This window comes from Georgenia satyanarayanai (assembly GCF_009193135.1).
Lineage (GTDB): Bacteria > Actinomycetota > Actinomycetes > Actinomycetales > Actinomycetaceae > Oceanitalea > Oceanitalea satyanarayanai.
Window position 1 is genome coordinate 145,990 of sequence record NZ_VUKC01000005.1, and the last position, 18,422, is coordinate 164,411.

Genomic DNA, 18,422 nt, shown 5'->3' on the forward strand with positions numbered 1-18,422 from the left:
GAAGAGAAGCGCCATGGAGAAGTTCACCCAGCACACCGGCGTCGGCGTCCCGCTGCGCCGCAGCAACGTCGACACCGACCAGATCATCCCGGCGGTCTACCTCAAGCGCGTCACCCGCACGGGCTTCGAGGACGCCCTGTTCGCCGCGTGGCGCGGTGACCCGGACTTCGTCCTCAACCAGGACGCCTACCGCAGCGGCTCCGTGCTCGTCGCCGGGCCCGACTTCGGCACCGGCTCCTCCCGCGAGCACGCCGTGTGGGCGCTCAAGGACTACGGCTTCAAGGCCGTCCTCGCCTCCCGCTTCGCCGACATCTTCCGCGGCAACTCCGGCAAGCAGGGCCTCGTCGCGGGCATCCTCGCCCAGGAGGACATCGAGCAGATCTGGAAGGTCCTCGAGACCGCGCCGGGCACCGAGGTGACCGTCGACCTCGTCTCGCGCACCGTGAGCTGCGGCTCCGTCGTCGCGCAGTTCGAGATCGACGACTACACCCGTTGGCGCCTCATGGAGGGCCTGGATGACATCGGCCTCACCCTCCAGCACGAGGAGGACATCACCGCCTTCGAGGAGTCCCGCGCCGCCTGGCGGCCCCAGACCCTGCCGGCCAAGCACCTGCCGCCGGTCGAGATCGTCGCCGCCCGCCCCGTCGACGACGGCGTCCCCGCCCACGAGCAGGCACCCCTCCGCTGACGCGCAGCTCGCCGACGCGAGAGCCGGACTCCTTGCGAGGGGTCCGGCTCTCGCCGTCCCGGCACCGACCTCCCCGGTTCCCCTCCGACCTCCCCGGTTCGCACGGGTCCTGGTGAGGGCAACCGGGGAGCTCAGCGCGGCGCGGCAGCGGTGGGCGGCACGGGACCGACGGAGCCGCGGCGGACGACCGGGCACGGGACGAGGAGCTCGCCGGCGGGCTCGGCGCCGTCGCGCTCGGCGATGAGGGCCCGCGCGGCGAGCCGGCCCATCTCCCGGTGCGGCAGCGCCATCGTCGTCAGGCCCGGGGTGAGCTCGCTGGACACGACGTAGAGGTCGTCGAAGCCGATGACGGACAGGTCCTGCGGGATGCGCACCCCGCGTGAGGCGGCGGCCCGGTAGGCCCCGATCGCCATCTGGTCGTTGAAGGCGAAGATCGCCGACGGCGGCCGCTCGGAGTCGAGCAGCACGCCCGCAGCGCGGTCACCGCCCGCGGAGTCCGAGCGCTCCCGGACGACGAGGCCCGGGTCGACCTCGAGGCCGTGGGCGGCCAGGGTCTCCTGGTACCCGCGCAGCCGGCGGTCGACGGCGGGACCGTCGTGGAGGTCGCGGATGAAGCCGATGCGCCGGTGGCCGTGCCGCACGAGCTCCGCGACGGCGGACTCCGCACCCTGCTGCTCGTCGGGCACGACGAAGGTCGTCGCCCCCTCGGCGGGGCGCGAGTCGAGGAGCACCGTGGGCAGCCCGTCGAGCACGCGCGGGAGCGTGACCGAGCGGTGGTACATCGTCGCGTAGAGCGCGCCGTCGACCTGCTGCTGGCGCAGCGCCCGCACGGCGTGCTCCTCGAGCGTCGTGTCCCCGCCGGTGTTGACGAGCATGAGGAGGTAGCCGGCCTCCCAGGCGGCGTCCTGCGCGCCTTGGATGAGCTGCCCGGCGTACGGGGTGGTCGCGATGACGTCGCCGATGAAGGCGAGCGTCCCCGAGCGCTGCGTGCGCAACCCCCGGGCGAGCGAGTTCGGCACGTAGCCCAGCTCGGCGGCGGCCGCCCGGACCCGGTCACGGGTGCTGCCGGCCACCCGGGCGCCCTCGGTGTCGTTGAGGACGACGGAGACCGTCGACGGCGCCACCCCGGCGAGCTCGGCGACGTCGCGGATGCGTGGCCTCCTCGTCACCCCGGACCTCCCTCGTCGGCTGCTCGCCCCCACACTCTAGGCCGGTCGCGTCACCCGGATCGTCCCGTCCTCGTCCACGGACACCGGCATCGGGTCGCTGATGCGGCCGCCGAAGCCGCCGTCGTCGTCCACGTGCTCCCAGGCGAGGAGGGACCAGCTGCCGCGGTGCTCGACGAAGCGCCCCGCGTAGAGGCTGGCGGTCGCGTCCCCGAGGAGGAACTGCTCTGTCTCCAGACGGAACGGGCCGAGCGGGCCGGGGCCGGTGAGGACGTGCGTACCTCCCTCGGCGACGAAGCCCGGGCGGCCCTGGCGGACGGCGCTGTGCTCACCGGCGGTGAGGCAGAACGCCACCCGCCAGGCGCCGCCGAGGTGGAGGAGCTGGGGCACCTCGAGGTGGTAGAAGTCGCCGGGCGCCGAGACGGGCGCCAGGGCCTCCCACGTGCGCAGGTCGTCGGACACGGCGTGCCCGATGACGCCGCGCCCGTCGAGCGGGCCGTGGTCGGCCCGCGCGGTGAGGTACATGTGGAAGCGGCCCGTCGTCGGCTCGTGCCAGACCCAGGGGTCACGCCACGCCTCCTCGCGGACGCCGTCGTGCAGCCGCTCGTACCAGCGGGGGTCGGCCTCCAGCACCATGCCCTGCTTGGTCCACGTGAGGAGGTCGGGGGAGGTGGCCAGGCCCACCCGCTGGACCGCGCCGCCCTCCGCCGTCGAGACGCCCGTGTAGAACATGTGCCACACGCCGTCGTGGCGCATGACGCTGCCCGTCCACGTCGCGAGGGAGTCGAAGTCCTCGCTCTCGCCGGGTCCGAGCGCGTCGGGCAGCACCTGCCAGCTGCGCAGGTCGCGGCTGACGGCGTGACCGACCGTCGCGCTGTGGTGACGCAGGTCGGGGTCGCCGAGCGACCTCGGTGCCTGGAGGTAGAAGACGTGGACGTCGTCCCCGTCGTGGGCGAACCAGAAGTCCCAGACCCAGCGGTCGGGCAGGGCGAGCGGCATGCGGCTGCTTTCTCTCGGTGGGGAGCTCGGGCGGGGCGGGCGTCAGCCCTTGAGGCCCGAGGAGGCCAGGCTCTGGACGAACCAGCGCTGGAAGAGGAGGAAGACGACGAGGACGGGCAGCACCATGAGGACGCCGAAGGCGAAGATCTGGCCCCAGTCATACGGGGGCTGGCCCTGGAACACCGCGATCGCCAGCGGCAGCGGCCGCTTCTGGGGCTGGTCGACCATCATGACCGGCCACAGGAAGGAGCCCCACGTCGTGAGGAAGGACAGGATCGCGACGGTCGCGAAGACCGGCTTGGACATCGGCACGACGATGCGCAGGTAGGTGCGCCACACGCCGGCGCCGTCCAGGCGCGCGGCCTCCTCGATCTCCTTGGGCAGGCCGATGAAGAAGGAGTAGAAGAGGTAGATCGAGAAGGCGCTCGCGACGAACGGCAGGATCTGGATGTAGTACGTGTTGCGGTGGTCGTTCAGCGCGTAGAACAGCGGCACCGCGATCGCCTCGAAGGGCAGGATCGTCAGGGCGACGACGCCGAGCATGACGGCGTCGCGCCCGCCCCAGCGCAGCCGCGCGAGGGAGTAGGCGGCCATCGAGTTGACGAGCAGGCCGAGGACGACGACGCCGGTCGTCACGAGCAGCGAGGTGAGGAAGAAGTCGGAGAAGTACCCGGTGGCCGGGCTGGAGAAGCGCCCGAGCATCCCGGTGTAGTTGTCCAGCGACAGGTCGCGGGGCACGAAGCCGCCCACGCCGTCGATGACCTCCGAGGACGGCTTGAAGCTGCCGATGACGAGGTAGGCGATCGGCGCGACGAAGACGAGCGCGAGGACCGTGAGGAGGAGGTAGCTGCCCGCTGTGCGCGCGGGCCGGGACCGGGTGGTGGTGCTCATGCGATCTCACGCTCCTCGCGCAGCACGCGGCGCTGGATCAGGGTGATGGTCAGGACGATGAGGAAGAACAGGACGGTGATGGCCGACGCGCGCCCGACGTTGTTCGCGGTGAAGGCGGTTGTCACGGCCTGGTACATGACCGTCGTCGTCGCGTCCTGCGGACCGCCGCCGGTCATGATGTAGACCTGGTCGAAGACGCGGAAGGACAGGATCGTCGTCACCATCGCGACGAAGATCAGGGTGTTGCGCAGGCCCGGCAGCGTGACGTGGCGCAAGCGCTGCCACGGGCCGGCCTTGTCGAGGGACGCTGCCTCGTAGAGCTCGCCCGGGATGCCCTGCAGCCCGGCGAGGAGGATGACCATCTGCAGTCCCACGCCCTGCCAGATCGACATGAGGATGATCGCGGCGAGCGCGGTGCTCGGGTTGCCCAGCCAGTCCTGGGAGGGGATGAGCCCGAAGGAGACGGTGTCGAGCACCGAGTTGAGCAGCCCGAGCTCCCCGCGGGTGTAGATGACCTTCCACACGACGGCGACGAGCGCCATGGGGAAGACGACCGGCATGAAGAAGAAGGTGCGGAAGACGGGCATGCCGCGCAGCGGCCGGTTGAGCAGGACGGCCAGCGCCAGCGCCAGCGACGTCTGCACCGGCACGACGACGGCCGCGAAGATGAGGTTGTTGCGCAGCCCGGTGAGGAACTCACCCCGGAAGTCCGGGTCGAGGAGGATGCGCCGGTAGTGCTCGAGCCCGAACCACGACGGCGGCTGCGGCGTGTCCAGGCGCACGTTCTGCGTGGACAGCCAGCCCGCCAGCAGGAAGGGCAGCAGGACGAACAGGAGCAGCCCGACGGCGGCGGGCGCGATCATCGCCCAGCCCGCCACGGTCTCCGGGCGCCGGGCGCGTGCCCGGCGGGTCACCGCTGTGGTCATCGTTCCTCCTCGCGACGGTGCTGGGGGCGGGAGCGCGTGCTCCCGCCCCCAGCACGGGGTCAGCTCAGGCCGTAGCCGTCGTTGTCCTGGAAGTCCAGGTCGATGGTGCGGGCGGCGGTGTCGAGCAGCTCCTGGGCGTTGCCGCCCTCGTAAGCGCCGAAGAACGCCTCGGAGAACTGCTGGCTGATGACCGGGTAGGCCGGTGTGATCGGGCGGGGGACCGCGACGCAGTCCGCGCTCGGCACGGCGTCACCGCAGGTGGCCTGCAGCGACTCGGCGAAGATCGCGAGCGGGCCGTCGGCGCCGTAGAGCTCGCTGGACTCGAGGACCGTGGTCGTGGCCGGGGGAGCGGCGTTGGCCTCCGTCATGGCCGCGACCTGCTCGTCGGAGGCGAGGAAGTCGAGGAAGGCCGCGGCGCCCTCGGCGTTCTCGCTCTCCGGGTTGACGCCCCACGCCCAGGAGCCCTGGCCGCTCTTGGGGCCGGCGCCGAAGTCGGGCAGCGGCAGGACGACGAGGTCCTCGCCCAGCGCCTCGGCGTAGGGGTTGTACATCCAGTGGCCCACCCAGCTCATCGCGACGCGGCCGTCGACGAACGCGGCGTCGTCGGTGTTCGGGTCGATGTACTCGCGCCAGCCGGCGAAGCGCTCGACGGCGGCGACGACCTCGGGGCTGTTGAGGTTCCCGTCGGCGGTGTTGTCCTCGACGATGTTCTGCCCGGTGGACCAGGCGACCGGCAGGAAGCCGTACGTGGGCCACTCGGCGCCGTAGTTCTCCTTGATGTCGAGGACCTGGCCGTCCTCGTCCTCCGCGGCGAGCGCCTCGAGCGCGGCCTCGAACTCCTCGACCGTCCAGGCGTCCTCCAGGCCCTGCGGGTACTCGACGCCCGCGGCCTCGAGCTTCGCGGCGCTGGCGTAGATGCCGAGGGAGGCGTCGAACTGGGAGATGCCGTAGACCTCGCCGTCGCTCGGGTAGGTGTTCTGCGCGAGGGCGGAGTCGGTCTGGTTGTCCAGCGTGTCGGCCGCGACGAGGTCACCGACGGGGGCGAGCTTCCCGGCGTAGACGAGCGAGGCCATCATCGGGCCGTCGTACTCCAGGACGTCGGGCAGCGAGTCCCCCGAGGTCGTCGTCACCGTGCTCGTGTAGTCGGCCTCGGGGACGAGCTGGAGGGAGGCCGTGTACTCCTCCTGGGAGGAGTTGAAGCCGTCGACGGCGGCCTGGAGGGCGTCGACCTCCGACTCCTGGCCCTGGTGTGCCCAGACGGTGACCTCACCGCCGCCCTCGCCGTCGCCGTTGCCGGACGAGGCGCCGTTGTCGTTGCCGCCGCATGCCGTCAGTGTCAGTGCCGCCGCCAGGGCGATCCCGATGGGTGTCCGTCGATTGTTCATCTCTGCGCTCCCGACGCCTGTGTCTGATGGGGGTCTCGACCCGGCACGGGTGCCGTCCAGGCGGTGCCGAATCGATTCGGCAGAAGCGTGGCACCGGCCACCACGGCTGTCAAGGCGGCGGTGCGTCCGGCCTGCGGAGCCGCCGGCCGGGCCGGGCCGCCCGCGTGAGGTTGGGCACCTTCACCGACCCTTCACGTCCTCCCATCGCTCCCTCACATCGGCGGCCTATGCTGGACCGTCCGGGCCGCGCGGGTCCGACGTCGGCGATGAGGTGGGTATGAGCGCAGTACTGCAGGTGAACGGCGGGACGCCGCTGAAGGGCGAGATCAGCGTCCGGGGCGCGAAGAACTTCGTCTCCAAGGCCATGGTCGCGGCGCTGCTCGGCGAGGACCCCTCCGAGCTGCGCAACGTCCCGCAGATCAAGGACGTCGAGGTCGTCTCCGGACTGCTGCGCCTGCACGGGGTCACGGTGGACTACGACGTCGCGGCCGGCGTCATCCGCCTCGACTCCAGCGACGTCGAGACCGCGCACGTCGCGGACATCGACGCCCACGCCGGCTCCAGCCGCATCCCGATCCTCTTCTGCGGGCCGCTGCTCCACCGCCTCGGCGAGGCCTTCATCCCCGACCTCGGTGGCTGCCGCATCGGCGACCGGCCGATCGACTACCACCTGTCGATCCTGCGCGAGTTCGGCGCCGTCGTCGACAAGCGCCCCCAGGGCATCCACATCACCGCCCCGCGCGGGCTGACCGGCGCGAAGATCGCCCTGCCCTACCCGAGTGTCGGCGCCACCGAGCAGCTCCTGCTCACCGCCGTGCGCGCCAAGGGCAAGACCGAGCTGAGCAACGCCGCCACCGAGCCGGAGATCATGGCGCTCATCGCCTTCCTCCAGCGCATGGGCGCGATCATCTCCGTCGACACCGACCGTGTCATCCGCATCGAGGGCGTCGACCGGCTCGGCGGCGCGACCTACACCGCGCTCACCGACCGCATCGAGGCCGGATCGTGGGCCTGCGCGGCCCTGGCCACCGGCGGCGACATCATGGTCCGCGGCGCGGACCAGCACGGGATGATGGCCTTCCTCAACACCTTCCGGAAGGTCGGCGGCGACTTCGAGGTCACCGACGACGGCATCCGCTTCTGGCACCCCGGCGGTGACCTCAAGCCGATCGTCCTGGAGACCGACGTCCACCCCGGCTTCATGACCGACTGGCAGCAGCCGCTCGTCGTCGCGCTCACCCAGGCCACCGGGCTGTCGATCGTCCACGAGACGGTCTACGAGAACCGCTTCGGCTTCACCGACGCGCTGCGCGGCATGGGCGCCCAGATCCAGGTGTACCGCGAGTGCCTCGGCGGCTCGCCGTGCCGCTTCGGGCACCGCAACTTCTACCACTCCGCCGTCGTCTCCGGCCCGACGCCGCTGCGCGCCGCCGACATCGAGCTCCCCGACCTCCGCGGCGGCTTCTCCCACCTCATCGCGGCGCTCGCCGCGGAGGGCACCTCGCGGGTGAGCGGCATCGACATCATCTACCGCGGCTACGAGGACTTCATGGGCAAGCTCAACGCCCTGGGCGCGGACGTCCAGCAGCTCGACTGAGCAGGTCCACGGCCGGCCCGTGACACGTGTCATGGGCCGGCCGTGCGCGTCCCACCCGAGCCGGTGACACCGTGCACCGCTGCACGCGCGGAACGGGGTGGAGGGTGGGGGCATGACCACCACCGACACCAGCTCCGTCATCTCCGTCACCGGCGTCCAGCGCCGCTACGGCTCCGGGAAGAGCGCCTTCACCGCGGTGCGCGGCGTGGACCTCACCGTCCGCCGCGGGGAGCTCTTCGCCCTCCTCGGCACCAACGGCGCGGGCAAGACCTCGCTGCTCGAGGTCGTCGAGGGGATCGCCCCGGCCACGGCCGGCACCGTCCGCGTCCTCGGCCGCGACCCCTACCGCGAGCGTCACCTCGTGCGCCCGCGCACCGGCATCATGCTCCAGGAGGCAGGCTTCCCCGCCGACCTCACCACCGCCGAGACCGCCCGCATGTGGCACGGCACCCTCGGTGCCCCGATGCCCGTCGCCGCCGCCCTCGAGCTCGTCGGCCTCGCCCACCGCGCCTCGGTCCAGGTGAAGTCGCTGTCCGGCGGTGAGCGCCGCCGCCTCGACCTCGCCCTGGCGATCATGGGCCGGCCCGAGGTGCTCTTCCTCGACGAGCCGACCACCGGCCTGGACCCGCAGTCGCGCCGCGACGCGTGGGAGCTCGTGCGCCGGCTCCTCGAGGCGGGCACGACCGTCGTCCTCACGACGCACTACCTCGAGGAGGCCGAGGAGCTCGCCGACCGGCTCGCGATCATGCACGCGGGCCGGGTCGTCCGCGAGGGCACGGTCGCCGAGATCGTCGCCGGGGAGCCGGCGCGCATCCGCTACCGCACGACGGCCGGCGACCTCGCCGACCCGCGCGCCCTGCACGCCCTGCCCGCGCTCCTCACCGCCGGGCGCACCCGCACCGGCCTCGTCGAGGTCGAGTCGCGCGACCTCCAGGTCACGCTCACCGCGCTCCTCGAGCGCGCCAACGCCGCCGGCGAGGCGCTCACCAACCTCGAGGCCAGCCACGCCTCCCTCGAGCGAGCCTTCCTCGCGGTGGCCGGGGAGGACGACGACGCCGCGGCGCCGTCGGTCCCCGAGCCCGCCACCGCCTGAGCCGCTCCCGTCAGACCCGCCCCGAAGGGAACCCCACCATGACCACCACCGTCCTGCAGCCCGCCACCGCCTCGGCACCCCGCGCCGGACGCGTCCCCCGCGTCGCCTCGCTCGTGCGCGCCGAGCTGCTCCTCCTCGTCCGCAACCGCACCACGCTCTTCAACGCCGTCGCCCTCGCCCCGCTCACCGTGCTCTTCTTCACCACCCTCGGGCTGACGCCCGACGGCGGGGGCGCCGGCGTCGCCGGCATGCTCCTCACGGCGCTCGTGGCGCTGGCGCTCGTCGTCGTCGTCTACTACAACCTCACGACGACGATCGTCGCCCGCCGCGAGGAGCTCGTCCTCAAGCGGCTGCTCACCGGGGACGTCTCCCGAGCGGAGATCGTCACCGCGACCGCGGCCCCCGCGGTCCTCGTCCTCCTCGCCCAGCTCGTCCTCGGCGTCGTCGCGATGGCCGTGTGGCTGGAGGCGCCGACCCTGCAGAACCCGCTGTGGGTCGCGGCCGCCGTCGTCGGCGGGATCGTGCTCTTCGTCCTCCTCGCGGTGGCCTCCGCCGGGCTCACCCGCACGGTGGAGACGGCGCAGCTGACGACGCTGCCGATTCTCATGGTCGCCACGGCGCTGTCCGGGCTCGCGATCCCGGTCGACGTCATGCCCGACGCCCTCGCGACCGTCGCGCAGTGGACGCCGATGTACCCGGTCGTCGCGCTCGTCCAGCACGGCCTCGGCGCCGTGGCGCTGGACGGGACGGCCGCCTCGGGCGCGTTCGCCGACGTCACCCAGCCGCTCGCGGCCCTGGCCCTGTGGATCATCCTCGGCGCCCTGGCCGCCCGTCGCTGGATGCGGTGGGAGCCGCGCCGCTGACCGTCCCGCCCCCCGCTGCTGAGAGGATGCGCCCATGCGACTAGTCGACTCGTGGCGCCGGCGGACCGGCCCGGAACGCTTCGAGACGTACACCCGCTGGACGCTCTACCTCCTGCTCGCCTTCGTCCCGCTCCTCGCGGCCTCGGTCATCGGTGTGACCGAGCTCGACGAGGAGCGGGCCGCCGCGTTCACCGCCTACGCCGGTCTGGTCGTCGTGGAGACCGGCGTGGCGATCGTCGTCATCCGCCAGGGGATCACCGCCTTCCGGGACAGCGCGCCGGTGCGCCGCGGACCGGTGGCACTCCTGCTCGTCGTCACGGCCGCGGCCGTCGTCGCCGCCGTGCTCGGGCTGCCCCCGGCCGGGGACTCGGCCTGGAGCGGCCGGGGAGCCGCGGTGCTCGTCGCGCTCGCCGCCTGCCTGTTCGCGGTGACGCCGGTGCTCACCTCCCCGGTGCTCCTGCCGCTCGCCCTCGTCGCCAGCGTGGCGGCGGCGCTCGCCAACGGGCCCACGCTCGACCGGCCGAACGTCGTGGCGATCGCCGGTGTCTTCGCGATCGTCCTGGTCGCGCTCACCCCCAGCTTCCGGATCTCGGTGTGGATGCTCGGGGTGGTGTGGGAGCAGGAGCGCACCCGCCAGCTCCACGCCCGCCTCGCCGTCGCCGAGGAGCGACTGCGCTTCTCCCGGGACCTGCACGACGTCCTCGGCCGGGCGCTGTCCGCCATCGCGCTCAAGAGCGAGCTCGGCGCGGAGCTGAGCCGCCGCGGCCAGGGGGAGCGGGCCGCCGAGCAGATGCTCGAGGTGCGCGAGCTCGCCAACGACTCGCTGCGCGAGGTGCGCGCCGTCGTCGCCGGCTACCGGCAGGCCGACCTCGCCACGGAGGTCGCCGGTGCCCGCTCCGTGCTCCGCTCGGCCGGTGTGCGCACCCGCATCATCGGTGAGGACGCCGACCTGCCACCCCAGGTCCAGTCGGCCCTGGCGTGGGTCGTGCGGGAGGGGGCGACGAACGTCGTGCGCCACTCCTCGGCCGCGACCTGCACCATCGACGTCGCGGTCCTGGACGACGGCGACGACCGGTTGGCCCAGCTGACGATCGTCAACGACGGCGTGAGCGGGCCGCCGTCGACCGGCTCCGGTCTCGTGGGGCTCTCCGAGCGTCTCGCCGACCTCGGTGGGACGGTGACGACCGAGGCGGCCGGCGACACCTTCACCCTGCGGGCACGGGTCCCGCTCGACCGCGACGGCGCCGGCTCCGGTGCGACGATGGTGGCACCATGATCCGCATCCTCCTGGCCGACGACGAGAACCTCATCCGCGACGCCCTCGCCGGCCTGCTCGGGCTCGAGGAGGACATCGAGGTCGTCGCGCAGGCGGCGTCCGGGCCGGAGGCGGTCGCCGCGGGCCGCCACCACCGTCCCGACGTCGCCGTCCTCGACCTGCAGATGCCGGGGCTCGACGGGATCGCCGTCGCCCAGCAGCTCGCGGCGGAGGTGCCCGGCTGCCGCTCCGTCATCGTCACGAGCCACGGCCGGCCCGGCTACCTCAAGCGGGCGCTGGAGGCCGGCGTCTCGGCCTTCCTGCCCAAGACGGTGTCGGGGCGGGTGCTCGCCGACGTCGTGCGCCAGGTCCAGGCCGGTGGGCGCTACGTCGACCCCGAGCTCGCCGCCGAGGCGATCAGCGCGGGCGACTCCCCGCTCACCCCGCGCGAGGCCGACGTCCTCGAGCTCGCCGCCGACGGCACGCCCGTGGAGGAGATCGCCCAGCGTGCCCACCTGAGCCCCGGGACGGTCCGCAACTACCTCTCCGCCGCCGCGATGAAGCTCGGCGCCGCCAACCGCCACGAGGCGGTCCAGGTGGCCCGGCGGCACGGCTGGATCTGAGCCGGCCAGCAACGCGCCGCCCCCAACGCCGCCCGCCGACGCCGCCCCAGAACGTCGCACGTGGTGGGTTGACTGACGTCATCGGCGCCCGAGGCGCCGCTCAGCCCACCAGCTGCGACCTTTCGGGGCGGGGCGGGGCGGTGCGGGGCGGGGCGGGCGGGGCGGGTGGTGGTCCTCGCCGTCGGGAGCGGGCCGGGCGCGACGATACGATCCCCGGATGACCAGACCCGTCCCCCCGATGTACCGCGCCGTGGCCGGGCTGCTGCGCCCGCTGCTGCGGGCGACAATGCGCCGCGACTGGCGCGGCGCCGAGCACCTGCCCGCCGAGGGGGGCTTCATCGCGGCCGGCAACCACCTGTCGAACGTCGACCCGCTCGTCTTCGCGCACTACCTGTACAACCACGGGGCCGCGCCGCGCTTCCTCGCCAAGCACACCCTCTTCGCGGTGCCGGTGGTCGGCCGGGTGTTCCGCCTGGCCGGGCAGATCCCCGTCGAGCGCGACAGCGCCTCGGCGGTCGCGGCCCTCGAGCCGGCGCGGAAGGCGCTGGAGCGGGGGCTGTGCGTGGGGATCTTCCCCGAGGGCACCTTCACCCGCGCCCCCGACCTGTGGCCGATGACGGCGAAGCACGGCGTCGCCCGGCTCGCGCTCTCGGCGCGGGTGCCGGTGGTGCCGGTCGCCCAGTGGGGACCCCAGGACGTCCTGGCGCGCTACGGGAAGGTGCCCCACCTCCTCCCGCGCCGCACCGTGCGGGTCGAGGCCGGTCCGGCGGTCCCGCTCGAGGACCTCTACGGCCGCGAGGAGGACCCGCAGGCGCTGCGCGAGGCCACCGAGCGGGTCATGGCCGCGATCACCGAGATCCTCGCCGGGCTGCGCGGCGAGGAGCCGCCGGCCCGCGTCTACGACACCCGCCGCGACGGCGACCCGCGGGCCGTCGAGCTGGCCGCGCGCGCCGAGCGCAGGCGGGCCCGCCGCGCACGCACGGACACCCGGACCGAGAGGGATGCATGACCGGCACGACCACCGCACCGGCCCGCGCCGCGGTCCTCGGCACCGGCAGCTGGGGCACGACCTTCGCCGCGGTCCTCGCCGACGCCGGCAACGCGGTCACCATGTGGGGCCGCTCGCCGGACACCTGCCGAGAGATCACCGAGGAGCACCGCAACTCCCGCTACCTGCCCGACGTCCCCCTCCCGCCCGGGGTCACGGCGACGACCGACCTGCGGGCCGCGCTCGCCGGCGCGGGCGTCGTCGCGGTGGCCATCCCCTCCCAGGCGGTGCGCGCGGTGCTGTCCGGCGCCGCGGACGCGCTCGAGCCCGGCGCCGTCGTCGTCTCGCTCATGAAGGGGGTCGAGCTCGGCACCCACGAGCGGATGAGCGAGGTGCTGCGCGAGGCGCTCGGGCTGGAGGAGCGGCGCGTTGCCGTCGTCTCCGGGCCGAACCTCGCCCGTGAGATCGCCACCCACCAGCCCACGGCCACCGTCGTCGCCGCGAGCGACGAGGCCGCCGCCGCGCGGGTCGCGCACGCCTGCGCCACCCCCTACTTCCGGCCGTACACGAACACCGACGTCGTCGGGGTCGAGCTCGGCGGCGCGGTGAAGAACGTCATCGCGCTCGCGGTCGGCATGGCCCAGGGCTCCGGCTTCGGTGACAACACGACCGCGACGATCATCACGCGCGGGCTCGCCGAGACCACCCGCCTCGGGCTCGCGCTCGGTGCGCAGGCCGAGACCTTCGCCGGCCTCGCGGGCCTCGGTGACCTCGTCGCGACCTGTGCCTCGCGGCTCTCGCGCAACAACACCCTCGGCCGGCACGTGGGGGAGGGGATGACGCTCGAGGAGGCCATCGTGGCGACCGGCGGCACCGCCGAGGGCGTCAAGTCCTGCCGCGCCGTGCTCGAGCTGGCGGCCGCGCACGACGTCGACATGCCGATCAGCCAGGCCGTCGCCGCCGTCCTCCACGAGGGCCTGCCGGTCCTCGCGATGACCGAGGCGCTGCTCTCCCGGCCCCGCAAGGCCGAGGGCGTCTGACCGTCAGTCCTCGGGGTCGGCGACGTCGATGACGAGGCGCGCCGGGTCGGCGAGCGTGAAGACCCGGTAGTCCGCCGGACCGTCGTCGACGCCGATGAACAGCTGGGTCAGGCCCTCGAAGGTGCCGAGGTAGTGGACCTCCTCGACGATGTCCGGTCCCTCGAGCGGCGCGCCCGGGACGTAGTGCTCCTCGCCCTCGTCGGGGTAGCGCGTGCCGGAGACGGACACGGAGAGGATCGCCTCGCCGTCGACGTCGACCCGTTCGCCGCGACCGTCCTCGATCGCCTCGTCGACGTACTCGACCTGCCAGCCGGGCACACCCTCGCCGGCCAGCTCGACGACGACGCGGTCGAAGCCCTCGTGGTCACCCACCCGCAGGCCGACCGGGAGGAGGAGGTCACCGCTCGGCTCGGCGCTCTGCGCGGTGCCCGCCGGGCCGAAGGCCGGCGCGTCGGTCGGCGCGGGGGCCTCGGTCGGTGCGTCGGTGGTGGGCTCGGGGGTCGCCGACGGCTCCTCGGTGGGGGAGGCGTCGGTCGTCGGCTCGGTGACCACGGGCGGCGGGTTCGTCGACGACGGCGGCGAGGGCTCGCCGTCGTCGTTCGCGCAGGCGGCGAGGGCGAGGGCGGCGAGCGAGGCGGTGGCGACGATCCGGGTGGTGCGCGGGGCGGTCATCCCCCGATGCTAGACGGCGGCGGCCGCGGCCAGCCCGTGCTGCAGGTCGGCCCACAGGTCCTCGACGTCCTCGACGCCCACGGACATGCGCAGGAGGTCGTCGGGCACGGTGGGTGCCTCGGAGGCGAAGCGCCGGCGCCGCTCGAGGCTCGACTCGACGCCGCCCAGGCTCGTCGCCGGCACCCACAGGCGCACCGCGGCGGCGAGGGCGTCCGCGCCGGACTGCCCACCCACGGGACGCAGCGTGATGATCGAGCCGTAGCCGTCCATCTGCGCGGTGGCGCGCTCGTGCTGCGGGTGGCTGGTGAGGGAGGGGTGGGAGACCGCGACGACGTGCTCGTGGCCCTCGAGGCGGCGCGCCAGCTCCGCGGCGTTGGCCTGGGAGCGCTCGACGCGCAGCGCGAGGGTGCGCAGGCCGCGCAGCGCGAGCCACGTCTCCCACGGGCCGGCGATGCCGCCGCCGATGTCGCGGCGCAGACGCACGGCGTCGTACAGCTCGCGGGAGCTCGTGAGGACCGCGCCGAGGATGAGGTCGGAGTGGCCGGCGAGGTACTTGCTCACCGAGTGGACGACGACGTCGGCGCCGAGCTCGAGCGGACGCTGCGCCAGCGGGGTGGCGAAGGTGTTGTCGACGACGACGACCGCCCCGGCCGCGTGGGCGGCGGCGCTGATCGCGGCGATGTCGGCGATCTCGAGCATGGGGTTGGTGGGCGTCTCGACCCACACGAGCGACGTCGTGCCGCCCTCGATCGCGGCGACCACGGCGTCGGTGTCGGCGATGTCGACCTCGACGAGCTCGACCCCGGTGCGCTCGACGAGGTGACGGGCCGCGACGAGGGACGCGTGGTAGGCGTGGCGCGGGACGACGAGCCGGGTGCCCGGGCGGGTGAGGTCGAGCGCGGCGCTGACCGCGGCCATGCCCGAGGCGAAGACGAGACCGGGCTCGCCGGCCCGCTCGAGGCCGGCGAGCGCCTCCTCCAGCGGCTCCCACGTCTCGGTGCCCAGGCGCGTGTAGACGGGGACGCCCGGCGCGGCGGCGCCGAGGCCGACGTAGGTGGAGGAGAGGACCACCGGCGGGTTGACCGGTGCCCCCTCGGTGCGCTCGGGGCGCCCGGCGACGACGGCGTAGGTGGCGGGGCTGAGGTCTCGGTCGTTCACGGCCTCAGGGTAAGCCTGGGCGCCGGGTGCCCCGTGCTCCGTCCCACGGGTGGGCCGGGGCCACCTCCCCGCTCCACCCTGCTCCCGCTGGACGCTCGGGGCGCAAGTCGGCGGGCGCGGTGTGCCGCGCGGACGAGAGCCCGGTCACCGGGCGGCGGGTTGCGGGGGGCGCCGTCGGCGCCCGCCGGTAGTCTCACAGGCGATGAGCGACTCGACCCAGCCCGCGCCCCCTCCCGCCGCCGAGCCCGGCGCCGCCACGCCGCGGCGCACCCGGGTGGCCCTCGTCTTCGGCGGGCGCAGCGGCGAGCACGCCATCAGCTGCGCCACCGCCGCCGGCGTGCTGCGCGCCCTGGACCGTGAGCGCTACGACGTCCTGCCGATCGGCATCACGCCGTCGGGCCAGTGGGTGCTCGCCCCGGACGACCCCGACGCCCTGTCCATCACGGGCGGCGACCTGCCGGAGGTCGGCGCGGCCGAGGGGGACGTCGTCCTGCCCATGGCCGACGTGCGCCGCGAGCTCACCGTCACCGAGGCCGGCCGGCTGCCGCGCAGCCTCGGCGAGGTCGACGTCGTCTTCCCCGTCCTCCACGGACCGTTCGGTGAGGACGGCACCCTCCAGGGCCTGCTCGAGATGGCCCAGCTGCCCTACGTCGGCTCGGGCGTGCTCGCCTCCGCGGCGGGCATGGACAAGCACTACATGAAGGTCGTCCTCGCGGGGCACGGGCTGCCCGTGGGGCCCTACACGGTCATCACCCCGCCGCAGTGGCGCACCGACGCCGACGCCGCGATGGACGCCGTCGACAGCCTCGGGTACCCGGTGTTCGTCAAGCCGGCGCGGGCGGGCTCGTCCCTCGGCATCACCAAGGTCGACCACCGCGCCGACCTCGCCGACGCCATCGTCGAGGCGCAGCGCCACGACCCGAAGGTCGTCGTCGAGGCGGCGCTCGAGGGCCGCGAGATCGAGTGCGCCGTCCTCGAGGGTCGCGGCGACGACGCCCCGCGCACCGCGCTGCCGGGGGAGATCGTCGTCGAGGGGCACGACTTCTACGACTTCGAGGCGAAGTACCTCGACGCCGGTCAGGTGCGGCTCAGCTGCCCCGCCGACCTTCCCCAGCACGTCATCGACGAGGTGCGGGTCGTCGCGGCGCGGGCCTTCGAGGCGCTCGGCTGCGAGGGGCTGGCGCGGGTGGATTTCTTCGTCACCGGCTCGGGCCGCGTGACGGTCAACGAGGTCAACACGATGCCCGGCTTCACGCCGTACTCGATGTACCCGCTCATGTGGGAGCGCAGCGGCCTGCCCTACCCCGAGCTGGTCGACGAGCTCATCCAGCTAGCCCTGGCACGCCCGGTCGGCCTCCGCTAGGCCCGCACCCCGTCCACCACCTTCGCAATTGGCGGGCTGAGCGACGCCGCGAGGCGACATCCCGTCGTCCAGGCCACCAATTGCGACGTTGTGGGGCGGCGGGGCGGGGCTGGGCCGGGTGGGGCGGGGTGGGTCAGAGGTCTTCGAGGCCGATGCAGGCGCGCTCTGCTGTCGTGCGCTCGACCGCTCGCGCCAGGTCCACCAGGACGGCGGTGGGCTGGTCGCCGCCGCGCTCGGTCGGCACGACGACCTCGACCGCGGGCACCCGCCCGTAGGTGACGAAGGTCCACGAGCCGTTCTCACGGCGGGCGTGGTCGGGGACCATCGCGTCGTCGCTCTCCAGGGCGAGCCAGTCGACGGACGAGTCACCGGACTCGACGGTGATGCACCGCTCGGTGCTCGGGCCGGGCACGTCGACGCCGCAGCGCAGCGTGATCGCCGGATCGCCCCACCCGGCGATCGACTGGCTCGCGATCGAGCGCTCCTCGCCGCCGGCGAGCTCGCCGGGCAGCGCCTGGAGGACCTCCGCGCACACCGGGTCGGCGGCCTGCGGGCCGGCGGGCACCGTGAGCGGGGACGCGCACGCCCCCACCGCCGCCACCGCCGCTGCCAGGGCCACCGTCCGCCGTCGTCTCACGTCCCTCACCGTAACCCGCCCGTGCGGGGTGTCGGCGCGGCGGCCCCCGGTAGCGTGGCCGGGTGACCGAGACCTCCGCGCTCCCCGTCAGCGCGCTGAGCGAGGGTGAGCTCCTCGCCCGCTTCACCCCGCTGCTGCCGCGCGGGCGCGCCACCCTCGTCCCGACGGGAGACGACGCCGCCGTCGTCGCCGCCCCGGACGGGCGCTTCGTCGTCTCGACCGACGTCCTCGTCGAGGACCACCACTTCCGCCGCGGCTGGGGCACCGCCCGCGACCTCGGTGCCCGGGCCGCGGCGCAGAACCTCGCCGACGTCGCCGCGATGGGCGCCGTCCCGACGAGCACCGTCGTCGGCCTCGTCCTGCCACCGGCCACCCCGGTCGCCTGGGTCGAGGGCCTCGCCCGCGGCCTCGCCGACGTGTGTGCGCCGCTCGGCGTCGGTGTCGACGGCGGCGACCTCAGCGCGGGGGAGCAGCTCGTCGTCGCCGTCACCGCCCACGGCGACCTCGAGGGCCGCGCCCCGGTCCTGCGCTCCGGCGCTCGCCCCGGCGACGTCCTCGCCCACGCCGGCGGGATCGGCGCGGCCGCCGCGGGTCTCGCCGTCCTCACCACGTCCCCGGAGGACGACGACGGCGCAGCGACCGCCGCCGTCGCCGCCTTCCTCCGGCCCGCCCCGCCCTACGCCGCCGGGCCGGCCGCCGCGGACGCCGGGGCGAGCGCGATGATGGACGTGAGCGACGGCCTGCTGCGCGACGCCGGGCGCCTGGCGCGCGCGTCGGGCGTGGAGGTCGTCCTCGACCCGCTCGCCGACTCGCTTCCGGGTGACCTCGCCGCCCTCACCCCCCTCGCGGCCCGGCACGGGGCCGCGCCGGAGGCTTGGGTGCTCACCGGTGGCGAGGACCACGGCCTGCTCGCCACCTTCCCCGCCGAGGTGACGCTGCCGCCCGGCTTCCGGCGCCTCGGCTCGGTCCGCGCGGGGCAGCCGCGCGTCCTCACGGCTCCGCAGGACGCCCGCCACGCCGCCGCCGTCGGCTGGGACCACTTCCGCCGGTAGGGGCGCCGCCCGGTGACGCCCGCCGC

At 74.2% G+C, this 18,422-nt stretch carries 18 protein-coding genes; 10 read left to right on the forward strand and 8 right to left on the reverse strand.

The genetic code is table 11. The features are described from left to right. The first annotated feature begins 13 nt into the window (after positions 1 to 13). Entirely contained in the window at positions 14 to 688 is a 675-nt protein-coding gene (gene leuD, locus GD632_RS08295; RefSeq protein ID WP_152190848.1) for a 3-isopropylmalate dehydratase small subunit, read from the forward strand. Between the two features lie 131 nt (positions 689 to 819). Here leuD and GD632_RS08300 read toward each other — a convergent pair whose 3' ends face one another. Genes GD632_RS08300 through GD632_RS08320 form a run of 5 tightly spaced genes read right to left on the reverse strand, consistent with a single transcriptional unit; the run spans position 820 to position 6,055 of the window. Beyond that, the gene (locus GD632_RS08300; RefSeq protein WP_152190850.1) at positions 820 to 1,857 is read right to left on the reverse strand and encodes a LacI family DNA-binding transcriptional regulator; all 1,038 of its coding nucleotides are present in this window, start codon (positions 1,855 to 1,857) and stop codon (positions 820 to 822) included. A 36-nt stretch (positions 1,858 to 1,893) separates the two neighbouring features. Next, on the reverse strand, positions 1,894 to 2,853 hold the full coding sequence (locus GD632_RS08305; RefSeq protein WP_152190852.1) for a glycoside hydrolase family protein: 960 nt from the start codon (positions 2,851 to 2,853) through the stop codon (positions 1,894 to 1,896). Positions 2,854 to 2,895: 42 nt separating this feature from the next. After that, the gene (locus tag GD632_RS08310; RefSeq protein WP_152190854.1) at positions 2,896 to 3,744 is read right to left on the reverse strand and encodes a carbohydrate ABC transporter permease; all 849 of its coding nucleotides are present in this window, start codon (positions 3,742 to 3,744) and stop codon (positions 2,896 to 2,898) included. After that, positions 3,741 to 4,670, reverse strand: coding sequence for a carbohydrate ABC transporter permease (locus tag GD632_RS08315; RefSeq protein ID WP_226924754.1), 930 nt, complete (start codon positions 4,668 to 4,670; stop codon positions 3,741 to 3,743). The genes GD632_RS08310 and GD632_RS08315 overlap by 4 nt, the downstream gene beginning before the upstream one ends. Before the next feature lie 59 nt (positions 4,671 to 4,729). Next, a complete protein-coding gene (locus GD632_RS08320; RefSeq protein WP_152190857.1) occupies positions 4,730 to 6,055 on the reverse strand; it encodes a sugar ABC transporter substrate-binding protein in 1,326 nt (441 codons plus the stop codon). A 277-nt stretch (positions 6,056 to 6,332) separates the two neighbouring features. On the opposite strand from GD632_RS08320, the gene murA reads away from it, so the two are divergent. The 7 genes from murA (at position 6,333) to GD632_RS08355 (ending at position 13,514) form a co-directional block, all read left to right on the forward strand. After that, complete coding sequence (murA, locus tag GD632_RS08325) at positions 6,333 to 7,652, forward strand: UDP-N-acetylglucosamine 1-carboxyvinyltransferase (protein ID WP_152190859.1); 1,320 nt, start codon at positions 6,333 to 6,335, stop codon at positions 7,650 to 7,652. A gap of 112 nt (positions 7,653 to 7,764) precedes the next feature. Continuing rightward, entirely contained in the window at positions 7,765 to 8,745 is a 981-nt protein-coding gene (locus tag GD632_RS08330; protein WP_152190861.1) for an ABC transporter ATP-binding protein, read from the forward strand. Between the two features lie 38 nt (positions 8,746 to 8,783). Beyond that, a complete protein-coding gene (locus tag GD632_RS08335; protein WP_152190863.1) occupies positions 8,784 to 9,608 on the forward strand; it encodes an ABC transporter permease in 825 nt (274 codons plus the stop codon). A gap of 34 nt (positions 9,609 to 9,642) precedes the next feature. Continuing rightward, a complete protein-coding gene (locus GD632_RS08340) occupies positions 9,643 to 10,884 on the forward strand; it encodes a sensor histidine kinase (RefSeq protein ID WP_152190865.1) in 1,242 nt (413 codons plus the stop codon). Next, a complete protein-coding gene (locus GD632_RS08345) occupies positions 10,881 to 11,486 on the forward strand; it encodes a response regulator transcription factor (protein ID WP_110853818.1) in 606 nt (201 codons plus the stop codon). Before GD632_RS08340 ends, GD632_RS08345 begins: the two co-directional genes overlap by 4 nt. Positions 11,487 to 11,703: 217 nt before the next feature. Further along, positions 11,704 to 12,495, forward strand: a complete 792-nt coding sequence (locus tag GD632_RS08350; RefSeq protein WP_152190867.1) for a lysophospholipid acyltransferase family protein — start codon at positions 11,704 to 11,706, stop codon at positions 12,493 to 12,495. After that, positions 12,492 to 13,514 (forward strand): NAD(P)H-dependent glycerol-3-phosphate dehydrogenase, encoded by a 1,023-nt coding sequence (locus tag GD632_RS08355; protein WP_152190869.1) that lies wholly within the window; start codon positions 12,492 to 12,494, stop codon positions 13,512 to 13,514. The genes GD632_RS08350 and GD632_RS08355 overlap by 4 nt, the downstream gene beginning before the upstream one ends. A 3-nt stretch (positions 13,515 to 13,517) precedes the next feature. Here GD632_RS08355 and GD632_RS08360 read toward each other — a convergent pair whose 3' ends face one another. Both GD632_RS08360 and GD632_RS08365 read right to left on the reverse strand, forming a co-directional pair. After that, positions 13,518 to 14,186, reverse strand: coding sequence for an AMIN-like domain-containing (lipo)protein (locus GD632_RS08360; protein WP_152190872.1), 669 nt, complete (start codon positions 14,184 to 14,186; stop codon positions 13,518 to 13,520). A 9-nt stretch (positions 14,187 to 14,195) separates the two neighbouring features. Continuing rightward, positions 14,196 to 15,344, reverse strand: a complete 1,149-nt coding sequence (locus tag GD632_RS08365) for a trans-sulfuration enzyme family protein (RefSeq protein WP_152190874.1) — start codon at positions 15,342 to 15,344, stop codon at positions 14,196 to 14,198. A gap of 202 nt (positions 15,345 to 15,546) precedes the next feature. Here GD632_RS08365 and GD632_RS08370 point away from each other — a divergent pair, with 202 nt between their 5' ends. Continuing rightward, positions 15,547 to 16,707: a D-alanine--D-alanine ligase family protein gene (locus GD632_RS08370; RefSeq protein WP_152190876.1), complete on the forward strand. Its 1,161-nt coding sequence runs from the start codon at positions 15,547 to 15,549 to the stop codon at positions 16,705 to 16,707. Positions 16,708 to 16,840: 133 nt separating this feature from the next. On the opposite strand, the gene GD632_RS08375 is transcribed toward GD632_RS08370, so the two are convergent. Then, positions 16,841 to 17,344, reverse strand: coding sequence for a DUF3515 family protein (locus tag GD632_RS08375; protein WP_193311410.1), 504 nt, complete (start codon positions 17,342 to 17,344; stop codon positions 16,841 to 16,843). A 62-nt stretch (positions 17,345 to 17,406) separates the two neighbouring features. On the opposite strand from GD632_RS08375, the gene GD632_RS08380 reads away from it, so the two are divergent. After that, a complete protein-coding gene (locus GD632_RS08380; RefSeq protein ID WP_152190880.1) occupies positions 17,407 to 18,396 on the forward strand; it encodes a thiamine-phosphate kinase in 990 nt (329 codons plus the stop codon). Positions 18,397 to 18,422 lie beyond the last annotated feature (26 nt).

Coding starts and splice junctions, on each gene's coding strand:
- GD632_RS08310 (WP_152190854.1), bottom strand. CDS start 3,744: ATGAGCACCACCACCCGGTCCCGGCCCGCGCGCACAGCGGGCAGCTAC.
- GD632_RS08355 (WP_152190869.1), top strand. CDS start 12,492: ATGACCGGCACGACCACCGCACCGGCCCGCGCCGCGGTCCTCGGCACC.
- GD632_RS08350 (WP_152190867.1), top strand. CDS start 11,704: ATGACCAGACCCGTCCCCCCGATGTACCGCGCCGTGGCCGGGCTGCTG.
- GD632_RS08320 (WP_152190857.1), bottom strand. CDS start 6,055: ATGAACAATCGACGGACACCCATCGGGATCGCCCTGGCGGCGGCACTG.
- GD632_RS08370 (WP_152190876.1), top strand. CDS start 15,547: ATGAGCGACTCGACCCAGCCCGCGCCCCCTCCCGCCGCCGAGCCCGGC.
- GD632_RS08360 (WP_152190872.1), bottom strand. CDS start 14,186: ATGACCGCCCCGCGCACCACCCGGATCGTCGCCACCGCCTCGCTCGCC.
- GD632_RS08330 (WP_152190861.1), top strand. CDS start 7,765: ATGACCACCACCGACACCAGCTCCGTCATCTCCGTCACCGGCGTCCAG.
- GD632_RS08335 (WP_152190863.1), top strand. CDS start 8,784: ATGACCACCACCGTCCTGCAGCCCGCCACCGCCTCGGCACCCCGCGCC.
- GD632_RS08315 (WP_226924754.1), bottom strand. CDS start 4,670: ATGACCACAGCGGTGACCCGCCGGGCACGCGCCCGGCGCCCGGAGACC.
- murA (WP_152190859.1), top strand. CDS start 6,333: ATGAGCGCAGTACTGCAGGTGAACGGCGGGACGCCGCTGAAGGGCGAG.
- GD632_RS08305 (WP_152190852.1), bottom strand. CDS start 2,853: ATGCCGCTCGCCCTGCCCGACCGCTGGGTCTGGGACTTCTGGTTCGCC.
- GD632_RS08340 (WP_152190865.1), top strand. CDS start 9,643: ATGCGACTAGTCGACTCGTGGCGCCGGCGGACCGGCCCGGAACGCTTC.
- leuD (WP_152190848.1), top strand. CDS start 14: ATGGAGAAGTTCACCCAGCACACCGGCGTCGGCGTCCCGCTGCGCCGC.
- GD632_RS08345 (WP_110853818.1), top strand. CDS start 10,881: ATGATCCGCATCCTCCTGGCCGACGACGAGAACCTCATCCGCGACGCC.